The following is a 16739-nucleotide window of genomic DNA, read 5'->3' on the forward strand; positions in this document are numbered from 1 at the left end:
TTGTTCACACCGCGCGCAACGGCAGGCGCAGACTGACCACGGTACCGATGCCGAGCGTGCTCGCGATCGACACCGTGCCGCCATGCAGCGTGGCAATGCTGCGAACCACCGCGAGCCCGAGGCCGAAATTGCCGCCGAGGCTCGAACGTGCGGCATCGGCCCGGTAGAACCGGTCGAATACATGCGGCAGATGCGCGGGCGCGATGCCGCTGCCGGTATCGGCCACATCGATCCGCAGCATCGGCGCGGGCGCGCTGGCCGCATCCGGCCCCAGCGCCACGGTGACGGTGCCGCCCCGCCCGGTATGGGCGATCGCGTTGGCGACCAGATTACCGACCGCCTGCTGGAACAGCGTGCGATCGCACGGCGCGATCAGCCGCGCATCGGCGCGCAGCGCCAGACCGATGCCGGACTCGAGCGCCGCCGGTTCGTAGAATTCCAGGATCGCTTGGAGTTCGGCGGCGACGTCCAGCGCCTCGCGCCGCGGCTCGGCACCGGCCGCCTCGGCGCGCGCCAGAAACAGCAGGCTGTCGATCACCCGGTTGATCCGACCGCATTCCTCGAGCGCCGACCCCAGCACATCGCGATAGTCCGGCGCGGAGCGGACCCGGCCGAGCGCGACTTCGAGTTCACCGCGCAGATTATTGACCGGCGTGCGCAGTTCATGCGCGACATCCGCCGAAAATTGCGAGACCTGCGCGAACGAGGCTTCCAGCCGGTCCAGCATGTCGTTGAACGTGGCCGCCAGCGATTGCAGTTCGCCGGGCAGATCCGACGTGTCGAGCCGTTCATGCAATGTGGTGGCGCGGATGCTGCCCGCCGCCGCCGCGATGCGCGCAACCGGGCGAATACCGCCCCGCGCGATGGCATAGCCGATCGCGGCGCACACGCCGAGCGACAGGATCAGCATGAACAGCAGCCGCTCGCGATCCTTGATCAGCACCCGCTGGTCGCGCGCGCGATCGATCGCGACCTGCACGATGGCATCGGCGCCACCCGCGGTAAATCGCTCGCTCAACAGCTCGAACGGCGCGCCGTGCTCGTTCTGCACGGTCGCGAAATCCTGGGCACCGGGGCGCAACGCCAGCAGCGCCGCGAAACCGGCCAGCGGCACCTCGCGGTCCATGCCGGCGGTTTCCCGCTCGATCCGACCATCGGGCGCGATCAGCCGGAACCAGATGAAACCCGACCCGGATGACGATGCGCGCGGTGCATCGGCAGTTGGCGCGGCAGACGAGGATGCAGCAAAGGCGGGCGTATCAGCCACCAGCAGCCGCAGATTGGCCGCCGTATCGGTCAGGATACGCCGATCCTCCGCGCGCAGATTGCCTGCGACGGTGCCGTACAACACGCTCGCCGCGATCAGGATGAGCAGAAAGCTGGTCGCGGCATACCACGCCGTCATGCGGATCACGATCGAGCCGGCGGCGTGCGGCGCAGCTTGCCGCACGGCCGCACGCGCCGCCGGCAATCCGCCCTGATCAGGCACCGGAGCGATCCTCGAGCACATAACCGATGCCGCGCACGGTATGGATCAGCCGGGCAGGAAACGGATCGTCCACCTTGGCGCGCAGGCGGTGCATGTGCACATCGACCACGTTCGCCCCGCTGTCGAAATTGATGTCCCATACCTGCTCGGCGATCAGGGTGCGGGTGATCACGTCACCGGCGCGGCGGGCCAGCAGGGCGAGCAGCAGAAACTCCTTCGGCGTCAGGTCGAGCAGCCGGCCGGCCCGCAGCGCGCGGTGGCGCTGCACATCAATCACCAGATCAGCGACCTGCAACGTCGCGGCCTGGCGCTGTGGCCCGCGACGCAAAATGGTGCGGATGCGCGCCAGCAGTTCGGAAAACGCAAAGGGCTTGACCAGATAATCATCCGCGCCGAGTTCCAGCCCGTGGACCCGGTCGGCCACCGCATCGCGCGCGGTCAAAAACAGCGCGGGGGTCTGATCGCGCCGCAGACGCATGTCTTTCAGCAAGGTCCAGCCATCAACGCCCGGCAGCATCGCATCGAGAATGATCAGATCATAGCTGCCCTGGCGGATCAGCGAACCCGCGATCGCGCCGTCGGTCGCGATATCGGCGCTGAAGCCGTTCTCTTCGAGACCTTTCTTCAGAAACCCGGCGGTCTTCGGTTCGTCCTCGACGATCAGGAGCTTCATGGCGCGGATGGCCCTTGTGCCGTGACGAAAGCGAGGCGGAGCAGGCCACCGCCATCGGCACGGTCGATCACGATCGGCGCGCCGATCGCGCGGATCAGGGTCCGCTGTGCCTCGGCATCGCCGCCGATCGCGCGCGGCAGCGCACCGATCGATCCGACGCGGCGGATGCGCTCGATCGAGACCGCGCCAAGCCAGATGCGTGCAAACCCGCCGGCGCGCGACGGCACCATGACGCGCGAGCGCCACAGGCGGAACACCAACCGCCGGTCGGCCGGCAGCGCGCCGCCGGTGCGGATCATCACCAGGGCGGGCAGCCGCCCGTCATCGAAGCGCGGCACCACCGGCAGCGCGCCGGGTGCCGCACCTTTGCCCATGAAGCGCAGCAGCGTCGCCACACGCCACGGCGGCGGCTGGCGCCAGCCATGCGCGGCCAGATCCTCGCGTAGTGCGCCCGGCGCGCCAAGAAACTGTACCGCGAAAGGATGGCCGAACCGGCCCAGCAGCGAGAGCGGCCGGCGCGGCAGGCGCGCCCAACCGCCATGCAGCCAGGCGCCGCGCGACATCGTCAGGCTGCCGCTGGTCAGCGTCGCATCGCGCAGCGCGGCGCGCTGGCCGATCGCGCCGGAAATACCGCCGACTCCGATGATCACGAGCAGGATCATTACACCCAGCCCGGCCGGGCGCACCGCTTCGGCCGGGTGCACCAGATAGACGAGCCCGAGCAACACCGCCCAGGCGGCGCCGAAGGCGACGGCTTCCAGCGCGGTCGAGAGATAATCGGCTCCGAGATACAGCCGCGCCACGGCCAGCCCCGCCAGAAACACCAGCGTGGCCGCGATCATCGCGATCCGCCACACCGCCCCGACGTTGCGGCAGATGACCACGCCCATGAAACCGAGCAAGGCGGTGAGGACCGCGAGATGCGTGCCCGGAAACGGCAGCAGGCTCAACCCGGTCGGGCGCAGAAACGGCGCCGGCCGGCCCAGCACCACATCGAGCCCCGCGGTGAACAGGATCGCTCCGATCGCCGCGATGATCGCATAGGCCATGGCGCGCCAGGCGCGCCGCCGGTCAAGCCAGAGCACGATGCCTGTTGCGAGCGCCACCACGACCGCGCCGCTGCCGAGCGCACTGCACCACACCGCCAGCCGCAACGCCCAGCCGACCCGCAGCGAGAGCAACAGATGCAGCACCGCATGGTCGGCGTGCACCAGCGGATCGCCGGCGATCAGGTCCTGCATCACGGCAAACAGCAGCCACAGGCTGGCGACCAGCAGCACCCCGAGGGCGGCGATACCGGGCAGTTCGGCGCGTGCGGGGTCGAGCAGGCGGCGCAGGCGGCGCGGCAACAGGCTCACCGGCGCGCCGGATACGGCCAAAATAGGCACCAGCGCGCGCACCGCCGCCTCGGCGGCCCACGCCAGCGCGGCCGCGACGCCCAGCAGCACGAGACCGCCCAGCCCCAGCCCGATCAGGATCATGTCACGCGTCATTTCGCCCCGTCTTAATCCGACCCGGGCAGGATGCCCACCATCGCCGAGCCGCGCCCATCAGCGACTGGATGCCGGCGCTCGATGATGGCATAGCACACGCACGGCAGGCCGCTTGGCCTCGGACCCGCGCCCTCCCCTTCGGACTGAACACGATGCTGCTGGCGACAACACCCTGGTTTCTCCTCGCCGCCGGCGCGGCGGCTTTCGCGGCCGGCTTTGTGAAGGGTTTTGCTGGCTTTGGATTTGCTGTCGTGTTCACGCCGGTGATGTCGCTGCTCTCGCATGACCCGCGGCAGGTGGTTTTCGTGGCGCTGGTCCTCGGCACCGTGATGAGCCTTGGGGTGATCGCCGAGGTCCGTCACGCGATTACGCCCGACCGAACCCTGCCGCTGGTGATCGGCACCGTGATCGGCACGCCGCTTGGCATCATGCTGCTCGGATGGATCGATGCGAGCACGTTGAAACTGATCATTGCCGGTGTTGCGCTCGGCGTGACGGTGCTGCGCGTGATCGATATCCGCATCGCAATCCGCCCCGGCGCTGTTCCGCTCGCGGCGGGGGCCGGTCTGGGCGGGGTCCTGAACGGCTGCACCAGCATGGGCGGACCGGTGCCGGCGCTGATCGTTGCGTGGCAGGGTCGCGGCGTCGATGAGAGCCGGTCGATCCTCGTCGTATTCAACCTGCTCGGCTATCTGCTCGCGATTGCGATTGCGCTCGGCACCGGCGTCGCGCCGGGGCGGTGGCTTGCCTCCGGCCTGTGGCTGCTGCCGCCGGCCGGGCTGGGTACAGTTACGGGCATCTTGGCGGTGCGGCGCGTCTCGCCGGCAACGTTCGCGCATGTCATCACCGGTGTCGTGGGGCTGGCCGGCATCGCAGGGGTACTGTCGGCAGCGCATTTTTAAACACCTCCCCGAATGATATCTGAACGACCGCCACAGCCGCTCGATGAAAACATCGTTTATCCAGCGCCCGCGGCCGCCCATGCTCATGCGCGCGCGGGTCTCGCTCAAACATCCGGTGAACCGGCCCCTTCCGCCGCCATGATCACCACCGGAGACAGACCGCCGCGCGTCATCGGAATGTCGGTGATGGCAGCATACCAAACCGGGCGACGCCCTCGGTTGCCGACACGACCGCGTCAACCGGCCCGTCGGAAGCCCACACATAATTCCAACGTAAACGGTTTGTTAATAAAACAGCCTGCTCACCCATCTTGATCAGCCGCTTCCAGCTTGGCACAAAACAGGAACACAAAGGCACGAGCGGAGGTTTTCGATGGCGCGCAATGCGGTGCAGTTGCAGAAGGGGCTGAGCGAGGCCGAATTTGATCGGCTGTACGGCACTGAGGAGCAATGCCGGCCGGTGGTGATCAAGTTGCGCTGGCCGGATGGGTTTTCCTGCCCGGTCTGCGGCGGGGCTTCGTACAGCGTGGTCAAGACGCGCGGGTTGTTGCAATCCACCGCGTGCCGCCGTCAGACCTCGCCGATCGCGGGGACGATGTTTGCTTCGACCAAACTGCCGCTGCGCACCTGGTTCCGGGCGATGTATCATATGACGCAGGGCAAACAGGGGATATCCTTGATCGAACTCGGCCGGCGGCTTGGCGTGCGCCAGACCACGGCGTAGATGCTCAAGCACAAGATCCAGCAGGCTATGATGGAGCGCGACGGGCGCAAACGCCTGAACGGACGGGGGCAAATCGACGATGCGGTCCTGAGTGGTGAGCGTTCGGGCGGCAACCGCGGGCGCGGCGCCCCCGGCAAGACGCCGTTTGTCGCGGCGGTCGAAACCACCGACGACGGCAAACCGGTCCGGCTGAAACTGCGCCGTATCGCGGGGTTCACCGGCCAGGCGATTTCGCGATTTTCGGGGCCTCGGCAATATCAAATCCGCGATCAACGGAACCTACCGGGCGATCAGCACCAAGCACGTGCCAAGATGCCTCGCCGAATTCGAGTACCGCTTCAATCGCCGATACGACCGCACCAGCATGATCCCTCAACTCGGCTACGCCCTCATCGAAGCGCCCGCCATGCCCTACGGTTGCTCAAATTGGCGGAGGTTTATGGGTAAGCAGAAATCTTTATGTGACGGGCAGTCAGCGTCGGGTACACGACGCGATGGTGGCGGGATCCGCGCTGGGCCGGGATAGCGTCGGGACGCGCTCATGACGAACATTGTGCGGCCGGGCGCATCAGCAGCGGAACGAAAAAATCCCTGGCGATTCATCTTTTGGAGATAATTTCGGCGTACACGGCCTTTAGCAGTCTCAGCCCCTGAACAAGAATGTGCCGATTGGAAACCTCCGTCTTGGCATTGTCCTGAAAGAGCGGACGTTATGTCGGATCATGCCACTTATCCGCATGCGATGCGCGCCGAGCGGAATCGCTACGTCGCCCTCGCGTTCTGCTGGGGGGAGGTTCTGTTCGAGTTGGATCGGCATTTTGCTATATCCTATGTATCCAACACCTGCCAAGCAGTGCTGGGATGCGGCAGCGAGGCGTTGATCGGGCAGGATTTTCGGAATGTGGTCGCGCCGTCTGATCGGCCGATGATCGAACCCTGGTTGCAGCGTCTGCCGCAGGCCGGGCGCGCGATGATCGAGACGGTCAGGCTGAGTTGCCCCGGAGCGCCGCCGCTGTGGGTTTCGCTGGCAGCGAATTGCCTCGACAGTGAAATCGGGACTATTCATATCGCCGTGCAGCGGCGCGACACCGCACAGATCATGGCCAGGACTGCGGGTTTGGATCCTGCGACCGGGCTTGCCGATTGCCGCAATTTCGTCGATCGGGTTGCCGAGCGGATGCAGCGCGGTCACGCCGCCGGTCGTGCTCCTGAACTCACGCTGGTAGCGATGCCGGATCTGCATGGTTTGCAGGAGCGGCTGGGCAGCGGTCGGGACGGCATGCTGCAAGCGGTCGGCGAGGCTTTGAAAGCAAGCTCGATCGGTGGCGACATGGCGGCGCGGATCAGCGACGACAAATTCTCGCTGCTACACCAAGCGGGTGCGCCAATCGATGAATTGATGCGCCAGCTCGAGGCGATCACCAGAGCGGCGGACCCGGCGGGCATCGGCTTGGCGATCGATGCTTCGACCCTCGCGGTCGATACCGGCGTGGTGGCCGAGACCGATCTGGCACTCGCTTTGATGCACACGCTGCGGCGGTTCGGGGAGGCATCCGGCCCTGATTTCCGCGCGATGGCGGGCAATCTGCGCAGCGTGTTCCAGAATTCGGTCAGGACCGTTGGGAGTATCCAGCGGGCGATCAGCGATCAGACGTTTCGTGTGGCGTTTCAGCCGATCGTGCATGTCAAAACCGGCCATATCCACCACTTCGAGGCGCTGTGCCGCTTCGAGGGCCAGGGTGAGGACTCGCCCTTCAAGACCATTCAGGTCGCCGAGGAGCTTGGCCTGATCGCGGCGTTCGACCTTGTCATGGTGCGCAAGGTGATTGACTGGCTGTTGACCCGGCCGCTCAACAATGCGCGTGAGCGGATTGCGGTCAATGTATCGGGGTATTCGATCGAACAGCCGGCCTACACCGTGGCGCTGCTCGACCTGCTTGCGGAAAACGACTGGCTGCGCGGGCGGCTGATGTTTGAGATCACGGAAAGTGCGCGGATCGCCAATCTGGAGACGGCCGATCGCTTCATTCAGGCGCTCCGCCAGCGAGGTTTTCATGTCAGCCTCGATGATTTCGGCGCCGGTGCAGCGTCATTTCAGTATTTGTCGGTACTCGATGTCGATGTGGTGAAACTGGATGGCTCCGCGGTGCGCAACGCCCAGAAAGCGCAGAAAGGGCGGGCATTTCTTTCGGCCCTGACCGAATTATGCCGGCGCATGGGGATCGAAACGATCGCCGAAATGGTTGACACGGCAGACACGTTGCAATTCGTGCGCGACTGCGGATGCAACTATGTTCAAGGGTATCTGTTCGGCAAACCGGCGTGGGAGATCAGCGAGTTTCATCCCCTGCCGAACCGGACGCTGTTCAGCCGCACCGGCGGATGATCGCGTGTTCACGTTGCGGCCACCGTGAGGTCGCCGGGGACGCGCGGCGATGCCGCTTTTCATCGTGCTGGCGATCCGGTGGAGACTGACCGCCAACGCCGGCAGATCAATCCGTCTTCGCGCCGGTCACAAGGAGGCCGCCAAGTGCCAATACGGCGGCGCTGACCGCGCCGTCCGATATGTGCGTAAGCAGTTTGTTAATAAATCCAGGTTATTCATTGCTGATGAATTCACGAAGGTTACTGGCATGACATCACTTGCCGCTCTGTCGATCCGGCTCAAACTGCTTGTCGCGTTTCTGGCAATCCTGGCCCTGGCGGCAGGGCTGGGCAGCATCAGCATCATGCGGATCAATCTCCTCAGAACCGCCGCCGACAATATCGAACAGAACCTCGTCACCGCGCAGCCGCTCAATGCGATGCAGACCCAATTTCTCCGTACCTATGACCTGACCATGCGCGATCATTGGGATTCCGTCGTCGCGACCGCATCCAATGCGGCCAACCAGGCGCGCGTGCTCGCGGCAGAGCGTGCGGCGGCGAAGGCGTTCACATCGCAATGGACCACCTATGCCGCCGGCATGGATCCCGGGATCGAAACGGGGTACGGCAATACATTCAAAGCGACGTTTCATCAGCTGGTCAAAACCGCAGGTGCCGCCGCAGCGCTTGATGGGGCCGGTCATCATCGCCAGGCGACGGCTCTGTTGGCGCAGACACTGCCGCCCTTGGTGCATCGGTTCGACGCTGCGATGGGTAAGGATTTCGTCTATCAGGCACGTCAGGCGGGTGGGCTCTACCAAACGGCCGCCGCCGCGGCGGCTTCCAGCACCTGGTGGATCGCGATCGTGCTGGGCGTCATGGCCCTGGGCACCATTGTCATCAATTGGCTGATCATGACCAAGGTTTCGAACCCGATCGCCGCCCTCGCCGAGGCCATGCGCCGCCTTGCGGCGGACGAGCCGATTGCCGCAATTCCGGGGATCGATCGGGGTGACGATGTCGGCGGCATGGCGCGCGCCGTTCAGGTCTTCAAGGAGGCCGGTGTCGAGAAACGTCGCCTCGAAGCAGAAGCGCAGATCAGCGCCCAACGCGCTGAAGCCGAGCGCAGCACGACCGAAGCGGCGCGCGCCCTGGCGGCAAAGCAACTTGAAACCGTGGTCGATGCTGTGGGTGATGGCTTGGAAAAACTCAGCCAGGGCGATCTGATGGTTCGGCTGGATACGCAGTTTTCTGCCGAATACGAAAAACTCCGCAGCCATTTCAATCAGGCGATGGTCAAGCTTCAGGAGACCATGGTCTCGATCGCGGTGAACACCAAGGGTGTCAGTGCCGGTTCCGCCGAGATTACCCAGGCGTCGGACGATCTGTCACGCCGCACCGAACAACAGGCCGCGACGCTTGAACAGACCGCCGCCGCTCTCGACCAGATCACCGCCACCGTGCGCAAGACCGCCGAGGGGGCGAACCAAGCGCGCGATATCGTCAGCGCCACCAAAAACGATGCCGTATCCTCGACCAGCGTGGTGCAGGATACGATTGCCGCAATGAGCGGGATCGAGGCATCGTCCAAACAGATCGGCAGCATCATCGGCGTGATCGACGAGATTGCGTTTCAGACCAATCTGCTTGCCCTGAACGCGGGCGTCGAAGCCGCCCGCGCCGGCGATGCGGGGCGGGGTTTTGCCGTCGTCGCCACCGAAGTGCGCGCTCTCGCCCAGCGCTCGACGGATGCCGCAAAGGAAATCAAGGTGTTGATCTCGGGCTCCGGCCAGCAGGTCGATGTCGGGGTGAAGCTGGTCGCGGAAACCGGCAACGCCCTGAACCGGATCGGTGAGCAGATCGACCGGTTGAACAGCCTGATCGCGGATATCGCGTTATCCGCGCAGGAACAGGCGACCGGCCTCAATCAGGTCAATACCGCCGTCAATCAGATGGACCAGGTGACGCAGCAGAACGCGGCAATGGTCGAGCAATCCACGGCGGCCAGCCATCATCTCGCTGGCGAGGCCACCGAATTGGAACGCTTGATCGACCAGTTCAGAATCGGGTCGCACGCCAGCCGCGATACCGCCGGCCCTGCGGCCCGCTTGCCCGCTCCCATGGCGCGAACGGTCACGCGCCGCGCAGCCCACGCATGATCGGTCGCTCCGGCGGGGGCCTGGGTGTGATCCGCCCGCAGACAATCGGTCCGGTCACGGTCGCTGGATTAAAGAGGATCAAGGGACTTCCATCCACTCCAGGCATCGTTGTCAACGACCGGGCAAAGCCGGCTTGAGTCATCCGGGCGTGCGCCGGTGCAACCGCCGATGGTTCAGGGCCAACGAGGCGTGGTTACCTTCGGCCTGCAATTCGCCCTCGTCGCATGATCGGTCTAGGGTCAGTTCGGTTGTGACGGATTATTGGAGGATCAACGATGGCCACTGTGCATTATCATGTCGTGCCGCATGACGGCGGTTGGGCGTACAAGCTGGGGGATGTGTTTTCCGAGACGTTTGCCACCAAGGCGGCGGCGATGAAGGCGGCGCATCGGGTCGCGCGCGAGCAGAGCGTGCCGGGCGAGACCGCGACGATCCAGTTTCAGGATGAGACGGGCGCCTGGCACACCGAGGTGGCGTTGGGCAGTGATCGGCCGGAGGCGGATTTGACGGCGTGAGCCACCTTGGCCGGTTGCTCGCTCAGAGCGGATCGTAGCCGGGTTTTTTGAACAGGGTTGCCGGTTTGCCGATGATGTCCGGCCGGTAGACGGTTTCGACCCAGTCGTCTGGCTCGATATCTTCCAGGCTGACGGAGACGGCGTCTGCGGTGACGTTGGCGCTGGCCATCAGGGCTTTGGTAATTTCATCGGCGATGATGGATTTTTGTGCGTCAGAGCGACCGGTCTGAAGCTTGATGATCACATGCGGCATGGTGTTGTCCTGGTGTGTTGCGGTGGGTGTGTAACGCGGTACCGCCGGCTCGGTATTGTTGGTTGGTGACATGTTCCAGCCAATCGACCGGCGAGCCGTTCAGCTTTTTCTGCACCGCGATGTGGCTCATGGCGGTGGTGGCGGTGGGACACTGTCTTTGCCATGAAACCTGCGAGATCGCCGAGTTCGAACAGCGTCTGGGTCATTGTACGCCACCCCGCACAGCCTGTGCCGATTACTCCGTATTATCACGCGGGCGCATGCTGCCTATCTGCAAGGTCAAGCCCGATGCGGGTGATATTCTGGAGGCGTAAAATGAGCGAGATCGGCAACTCCGGCACCTTTCGGCTGGGTGGGCGTGACGTGCGGCGGATGGGCTACGGGGCGATGCAGCTTGCCGGGCCGGGCGTGTTCGGGCCGCCGAAAGATCCCGATGCGGCGATTGCGGTGCTGCGGGCGGCGGTGGACGCTGGGGTGAACCATATCGATACCAGCGATTTCTACGGGCCGCATGTGACGAATCAATTGATCCGGTCGGCGTTGCATCCGTATCCGGACGATCTGGTGATCGTGACCAAGATCGGCGCGTGGCGGGGCGATGATGCATCGTGGAACCCGGCATTTTCGGCCGCGGAACTGACGCAGGCGGTGCATGACAACCTGCGACATCTGGGGGTTGCGGCGCTTGATGTGGTCAATCTGCGGCTGATGTTCGGGAGTCATGGTCCGGCCGAAGGATCGCTGGCGGCGCCGCTGACGGTGCTGGCGGAACTGCAGCGCCAGGGGTTGGTGCGCCACATCGGGCTGAGCAACGCAACACCGGCGCAGATTGCCGAGGCGCGGGGGATTGCTGACATCGTTTGCGTGCAGAACCACTATAATCTGGTGCAGCGCCACGACGATGGGTTGATCGATACGCTGGGTGCGGCCGGGATTGCCTATGTGCCGTTCTTTCCGCTGGGTGGATTTTCGCCGTTGCAGTCCAGCGCGCTCGACGAGGTGGCGGCGGGGCTGGGTGCGACGCCAATGCAGGTGGCGCTGGCCTGGCTGCTGCGGCGGGCACCGAATATTCTGCTGATCCCGGGCACATCCTCGGTCGCTCATCTGCGGGAGAATCTGGCGGCGGGGGCGCTGGTATTGCCGGCGGCGGCGATGGCGGTGCTCGACCGGATCGGCGATTGGGCGGGCGCTGCTTAGCGCGGCTCGGGACGCTTCAGGGAGACAGGTGAACCCTGTTTTCCCGATGTCCCGCCACGATGCCCATTGACGCGACTACGGCGGCTTCGTCAGGTATAAGGGTCGAAACCTGCTGAGGCTGCCCTTGCCCTTGTCCGCGATCCGTGAACTGCCGCTCGACCAGTTGCTTCTCGGCGATGCCGCCGAGACGATGCGGATGCTGCCCGATGCGTCGATCGACTGTATTTTCGCCGATCCGCCGTATAATCTGCAGTTGCGCGGGGAATTGCGGCGGCCGGATGACAGTCTGGTCGATGGGGTGGATGACGATTGGGATAAATTTTCCGATTTCGCCGCCTATGACGCGTTTTCGCGGGCCTGGCTGACCGAGGCGCGGCGGTTGCTGCACAAGGATGCGACGATCTGGGTGATCGGGTCGTATCATAATATTTTCAGGCTTGGCGCGATCATGCAGGATCTGGGATTCTGGATTTTGAACGACGTGATCTGGCGCAAGACCAACCCGATGCCGAATTTCCGCGGCCGGCGGTTCACCAACGCGCATGAGACCATGATCTGGGCGGCGCGGGAGCCGAAATCGCGCTACCGGTTCAATTATCAGGCGATGAAATCATTGAACGACGACACGCAGATGCGCAGCGACTGGACGATTCCGCTGTGCACCGGCAACGAGCGGCTGCGCAATCAGCACGGGCTGAAGCTGCACCCGACCCAAAAGCCCGAGGCGTTGCTGCACCGGGTTATTCTGGCGGCGACCAATGTGGATGACGTGGTGCTCGACCCGTTTTCCGGCACGGCGACGACGGCGGCGGTGGCGAAGCGGCTGAACCGGCATTTCATCGGGATCGAGCGGCATCCCGCCTATGTCGAGGCGGGGTGGGCACGGCTGCGCGCGCTGCGGGCGGCGCCGGCGCATCTGACCAGTTCGGCGACCAACCGGCGCGAGGCGCCGCGGATCGCGTTCGGGGTGCTGGTGGAGCGCGGGCTGGTGCCGGCGGGAACCGTGCTGCACGACCGGTTGCGGCGGATTGCGGCGACGGTGACGGCGGATGGCACGATCATCGCCGGGGCGCATCGCGGCTCGATCCATCAGGTCGGCTCGCTGGTGCAGAACGCAGCGAGTTGCAACGGGTGGACGTTCTGGCATGTCGAGCGGGACGGCAGGCTTGTCGCGCTGGACCATGTGCGCGAAACCTTGCGACCATGAGCAATACTGTTTCGATGATTTCGCCTGGGCTCGCTTCGATGACCGGGTTTGCCCGGGTGGCCGGGGCGCATGAGGCGACCAGCTATGCCTGGGAGTTGCGCAGCGTTAACGGCAAGGGGTTCGACCTCAAGCTGCGGCTGCCGCCCGGATTCGATGCGCTGGAACCGGCGCTGCGCGACGCGGCAGGGCGACGGCTGAAGCGCGGCAATGTTTCGGTGACGCTGACGCTCAAGCGTGAGGCGGCGGTGGGCACCATGATCGATGAGGCGGTGCTCGAGCGGTATCGCGCGCGGGCGGTGGCGTTGGCGGCGCAGATTCCCGGCGCGCCGGCCCCCTGCGCGGCGGCGTTGCTGGCGTTGCCGGGGGTGATCCGCCCGGTGAGCCACGATGCCGGCGAGATCGAGGACGATGAGGCGGCGCAGGTGGCGCTGGCGAGCGAATTGGCAGCGAGTTTCGAGGCGGCGCTGGACGACCTGGTGGTGGCGCGGCTTGCCGAGGGCGCGCGGCTGGGTGTGATGATCGCGGCGTTTCTTGACCGGATCGAGGCGCAGGTGCAGGCCGCGTGGGCGCGTGCCGATGAGCAGGTGACGCAGCATCGGGCCCGGCTGGAAGCGGCGCTGGCGGTTTTGCTGAGCGAGGCCAATCCGGTCGCACCGGATCGGCTGGCGCAGGAGGTGGCGCTGCTGGCGACCAAATCGGACGTGCGCGAGGAGTTGGACCGTCTGGGTGCCCATTGCGCGGCAGCGCGGGCGCTGCTGGGCGAGGCGGCGCCGATCGGGCGGCGGTTCGATTTTCTGATGCAGGAGTTCAATCGCGAGGCGAATACGCTGTGCAGCAAATCGACCGCGCTGGCGCTGACCGCGATCGGGCTCGAGATGAAGGCGGCGATCGAGCAATTGCGCGAACAGGTGCAGAATATTGAATAGACCCCGATGAAGCGGCGCGGGCTTTGCCTGGTGCTGGCGGCGCCTTCGGGTGCGGGCAAGACATCGCTCTCGCGCGCGTTGCTGGACGGGGATGAGTTCATGTCGCTCTCGGTGAGTGCCACCACCCGCGCGCCGCGGCCGGGCGAGCAGGAGGGCGTGCATTATTATTTCAAGACGCCTGAAACCTTCGCCGCAATGATCGCCGCAGGGGATTTCCTGGAGCATGCCAGCGTGTTCGGGCGGTCGTACGGCACGCCGCGCGCACCGGTTGAAGCGGCGCTGGCGGCTGGGCGCGATATTCTGTTCGATATCGACTGGCAAGGCTACCGGCAATTGCGCGCGGCGCTGCCGAACGATGTGATGGGCGTGTTCATCCGCACGCCGACGCTTGCGGATCTGCGCACCAGGCTGATCGGGCGCGGCGATGACGCAGCGACGATCGCGCGGCGGATGGCGGAGGCGGAGACCGAGTTGGCACACCAGACCGAGTTCGATTTCATCATCGAGAACCGCGATTTCGACGTGGCGCTGACCGATTTGCGGGCGGTCCGGCGGGCGTGCCGGTTGATGACGTCGCGGCTGGCGTAGTTCCCGCATCGTTGCGTTCACGCTGCACCTGGCTAGAGTGATCGCTTGGACATCACCCCACCCCGCCTGTACCTGTATTTCGATGCGGTGATCCGCCACGGGTCGATCCGCGGCGCGGCGGAGGCACTGCGCGTTGCCGCTTCGGCGGTCAGCCGCCGCATTCTCGACCTCGAAGCCGAGCTCGGCACCGCCTTGTTCGACCGCTCGCAGAAAGGTGTGCAGCTCACGCCGGCTGGTGAAATCTTCGCCGCCCATGTCCGCCGCGTGCTGGCCGATGTTCGCCAGACCAGCGAGGCGTTGCAGGAATTGCAGGGGCCGATGCGCGGCCATGTCATCCTCGCCTCCGCCGAATCCGCGGCGATCGAACTGCTGCCCGGCATGATGGTGCAATTCCAGCAGCAATTTCCGCATGTGCGGTTCAGCGTCGCGGTCGGCACGCCCGCCGCCCTGCTGGCTGATCTGCTGGACGACCGGGCCGATCTGATCCTGACCCATGAGGAGCCGCACCATCACGATGTCGCGGTGCTCGCTGAGATCGGCAAGTCGTTCTGCGCCATGATGCGCATCGGCCATCCGCTGGCCGCCCACCCCGTACTGTCGATCCACGACTGCCTGGGCTACCCGATCGTCCTGGCCGAGGCCGACCTCGCCGCGCGTGCGCTGGTCGATACCGCCCTGGCCGATTCGGAAATCACCATGGGCAGTGCCACCATCAAGACCAAACCGGTGCTGATCACCAACATGTTCGAGGTGATGAAGCACTACGTACGCCTGACCGACGCGGTGTCCTTTCAGTTCCACCTCGCCGGCAGCGCCCGCGCGCCGCTCGACGGCGTCATCGCGATCCCCCTGGCTGACCGGCAGCTCGCCAGCGCACGGCTGTTTCTTGCCGCCCGCCGCGGTCGCATTCTGTCCAGCAGCGCCCAGGCCGTGGCCGAGGCGCTGCAGGCCGGCCTGTCCGGCACCGATCAGGCCTGAACCAGCCGCGCCGCGTTCTGTTTTCGGCAACGGGGTGGCCTGATTATTATACTATCCGTTTCGGTCAAGCATGGTTAACAAAACCTATCGAATTACTGAACCAAGCCTTTCCAGACGACGCATAAATCGAGAGTTTTTTTGCAGAAGACCGAATTTCCGCGCGCGGTACCTGTCGTTTCCACGCTTTATCCCCCCACCACGTGCAGCCGCGCCTGGTGGCGTTCACCGGCGCCCTAGTCAGGAACATCCGACATGAGCAGCAGCACCATCGGCAGCACGACGATCACCACACTGAAGCAAGGCCGCGCGGCCGACCCGAGCCCGCCGCCCTGTTTCGTCGCCGGGACCCGTATCCTGACCGCCAGGGGCGAAGTCGCGGTGGAGCATCTGCGCGCTGGCGAGGCGCTTGTTCTGGCAAATGGCCAGACCGCACCGCTCGTATGGCTCGGACATCGGCGGATCGATCTGCTCCTCCACCCGCAGCGCGAACGCGACCTGCCCGTACTGATCGAGGCCAGTGCCATCGCCGATGGTATGCCCAGGCGTGACCTGATGCTTTCGCCTGACCATGCGTTGTTGCTTGAAGGTCACCTGATCCCTGCCAGGTCGCTGATCAATGGCGTTACCATCCGTCAGGTCGGATCAGGGACCATCACCTATTATCATGTCGAGCTACCGACCCACGCCGTGGTGCAGGCCGAGGGTGTTCCGGCGGAATCCCTCCGCAAAACCCGCAGTCGCGCCGCGTTCGACAACGGCGACGGACCACTCGTCCTGCACCCCGAATTTGCGCAATTCCGGCGCGAATCGGATGGCTGCGCACCGTTCGCGACCGCGGGCCGCATCGTCGAACGCGTCCGCCGCCGCCTGCTCGCACGCGCCGCCATCACCACCACCAGTGATCCCGCGATGATCATCCGCCGCCGCGCCGATGGTGCCGCGATCATTGAAAGCCGCAGCGCCATTCCCGGCCACATCACCCACGACCCGCGCGACTGCCGCCAGCTCGGCATCAAGATCGCGACACTGACGATCGATGACACGATCATCCCGCTCGACCACACGGCCCTGACCGAAGGCTGGCACAACCCCGAACCCGGCGGACGCTGGACCGACGGGGCAGCGGTGATCCCCGCGGCATTGCTGACCGACTCGGTTGAGATCGCCGTCAGCATCGCCGCGACCTTGGCTTATCCGATCGGTCGGAGCGCGACGCGCGTACGCCACCGCGCCCGCTGACGGGCTGATCCGCAACCGGCCCCTCTCCG

General features: G+C 65.2%; 15 protein-coding genes and 1 pseudogene. 12 read left to right on the plus strand and 4 right to left on the minus strand.

Annotated features, from left to right (window positions below; all coding sequences use genetic code 11):
• Positions 1 to 4 precede the first annotated feature (4 nt).
• Genes BW994_RS08090 through BW994_RS08100 form a run of 3 tightly spaced genes read right to left on the minus strand, consistent with a single transcriptional unit; the run spans position 5 to position 3655 of the window.
• On the minus strand, positions 5 to 1489 hold the full coding sequence (locus tag BW994_RS08090) for a heavy metal sensor histidine kinase (RefSeq protein WP_245594040.1): 1485 nt from the start codon (positions 1487 to 1489) through the stop codon (positions 5 to 7).
• Positions 1482 to 2162: a heavy metal response regulator transcription factor gene (locus BW994_RS08095; RefSeq protein ID WP_029310619.1), complete on the minus strand. Its 681-nt coding sequence runs from the start codon at positions 2160 to 2162 to the stop codon at positions 1482 to 1484. The genes BW994_RS08090 and BW994_RS08095 overlap by 8 nt, the downstream gene beginning before the upstream one ends.
• Positions 2159 to 3655, minus strand: coding sequence for an LssY C-terminal domain-containing protein (locus BW994_RS08100; protein WP_051657132.1), 1497 nt, complete (start codon positions 3653 to 3655; stop codon positions 2159 to 2161). Before BW994_RS08100 ends, BW994_RS08095 begins: the two co-directional genes overlap by 4 nt.
• A gap of 152 nt (positions 3656 to 3807) precedes the next feature.
• Between BW994_RS08100 and BW994_RS08105 the strand changes: the two genes are divergently transcribed.
• The 5 genes and pseudogenes from BW994_RS08105 (at position 3808) to BW994_RS08125 (ending at position 10322) form a co-directional block, all read left to right on the plus strand.
• Positions 3808 to 4557 carry a sulfite exporter TauE/SafE family protein gene (locus BW994_RS08105; protein ID WP_029310617.1) on the plus strand — a complete coding sequence of 250 codons (750 nt, stop codon included), beginning with the start codon at positions 3808 to 3810 and terminating at the stop codon, positions 4555 to 4557.
• A 373-nt stretch (positions 4558 to 4930) separates the two neighbouring features.
• Positions 4931 to 5728: pseudogene (locus tag BW994_RS08110) on the plus strand (IS1595 family transposase).
• Positions 5729 to 5993: 265 nt separating this feature from the next.
• Complete coding sequence (locus tag BW994_RS08115) at positions 5994 to 7667, plus strand: EAL domain-containing protein (protein WP_035227910.1); 1674 nt, start codon at positions 5994 to 5996, stop codon at positions 7665 to 7667.
• Positions 7668 to 7914: 247 nt separating this feature from the next.
• Positions 7915 to 9807, plus strand: coding sequence for a methyl-accepting chemotaxis protein (locus BW994_RS08120; protein WP_051657131.1), 1893 nt, complete (start codon positions 7915 to 7917; stop codon positions 9805 to 9807).
• Between the two features lie 275 nt (positions 9808 to 10082).
• Positions 10083 to 10322, plus strand: a complete 240-nt coding sequence (locus tag BW994_RS08125; RefSeq protein WP_029310614.1) for a DUF2188 domain-containing protein — start codon at positions 10083 to 10085, stop codon at positions 10320 to 10322.
• Positions 10323 to 10344: 22 nt separating this feature from the next.
• Here BW994_RS08125 and BW994_RS08130 read toward each other — a convergent pair whose 3' ends face one another.
• Entirely contained in the window at positions 10345 to 10647 is a 303-nt protein-coding gene (locus tag BW994_RS08130) for a tautomerase family protein (RefSeq protein ID WP_245594039.1), read from the minus strand.
• Here BW994_RS08130 and BW994_RS19930 point away from each other — a divergent pair.
• The 7 genes from BW994_RS19930 (at position 10641) to BW994_RS08170 (ending at position 16710) form a co-directional block, all read left to right on the plus strand.
• Positions 10641 to 10889, plus strand: coding sequence for a hypothetical protein (locus BW994_RS19930; RefSeq protein ID WP_217696447.1), 249 nt, complete (start codon positions 10641 to 10643; stop codon positions 10887 to 10889). The genes BW994_RS08130 and BW994_RS19930 overlap by 7 nt on opposite strands.
• Position 10890: 1 nt before the next feature.
• Positions 10891 to 11772 (plus strand): aldo/keto reductase family oxidoreductase, encoded by an 882-nt coding sequence (locus BW994_RS08145; RefSeq protein WP_029310611.1) that lies wholly within the window; start codon positions 10891 to 10893, stop codon positions 11770 to 11772.
• Between the two features lie 190 nt (positions 11773 to 11962).
• Complete coding sequence (locus BW994_RS08150) at positions 11963 to 12979, plus strand: site-specific DNA-methyltransferase (RefSeq protein ID WP_175612103.1); 1017 nt, start codon at positions 11963 to 11965, stop codon at positions 12977 to 12979.
• On the plus strand, positions 12976 to 13905 hold the full coding sequence (locus tag BW994_RS08155; protein ID WP_245594038.1) for a YicC/YloC family endoribonuclease: 930 nt from the start codon (positions 12976 to 12978) through the stop codon (positions 13903 to 13905). The genes BW994_RS08150 and BW994_RS08155 overlap by 4 nt, the downstream gene beginning before the upstream one ends.
• A gap of 6 nt (positions 13906 to 13911) precedes the next feature.
• Entirely contained in the window at positions 13912 to 14493 is a 582-nt protein-coding gene (gene gmk / locus BW994_RS08160) for a guanylate kinase (RefSeq protein ID WP_029310608.1), read from the plus strand.
• Positions 14494 to 14538: 45 nt separating this feature from the next.
• Positions 14539 to 15471: a LysR family transcriptional regulator gene (locus BW994_RS08165; protein ID WP_051657130.1), complete on the plus strand. Its 933-nt coding sequence runs from the start codon at positions 14539 to 14541 to the stop codon at positions 15469 to 15471.
• A 252-nt stretch (positions 15472 to 15723) separates the two neighbouring features.
• Entirely contained in the window at positions 15724 to 16710 is a 987-nt protein-coding gene (locus BW994_RS08170; RefSeq protein WP_051657129.1) for a Hint domain-containing protein, read from the plus strand.
• The last annotated feature ends 29 nt before the right edge of the window (positions 16711 to 16739 follow it).

This window comes from Acidiphilium rubrum, from assembly GCF_900156265.1.
GTDB classification, from domain to species: domain Bacteria; phylum Pseudomonadota; class Alphaproteobacteria; order Acetobacterales; family Acetobacteraceae; genus Acidiphilium; species Acidiphilium rubrum.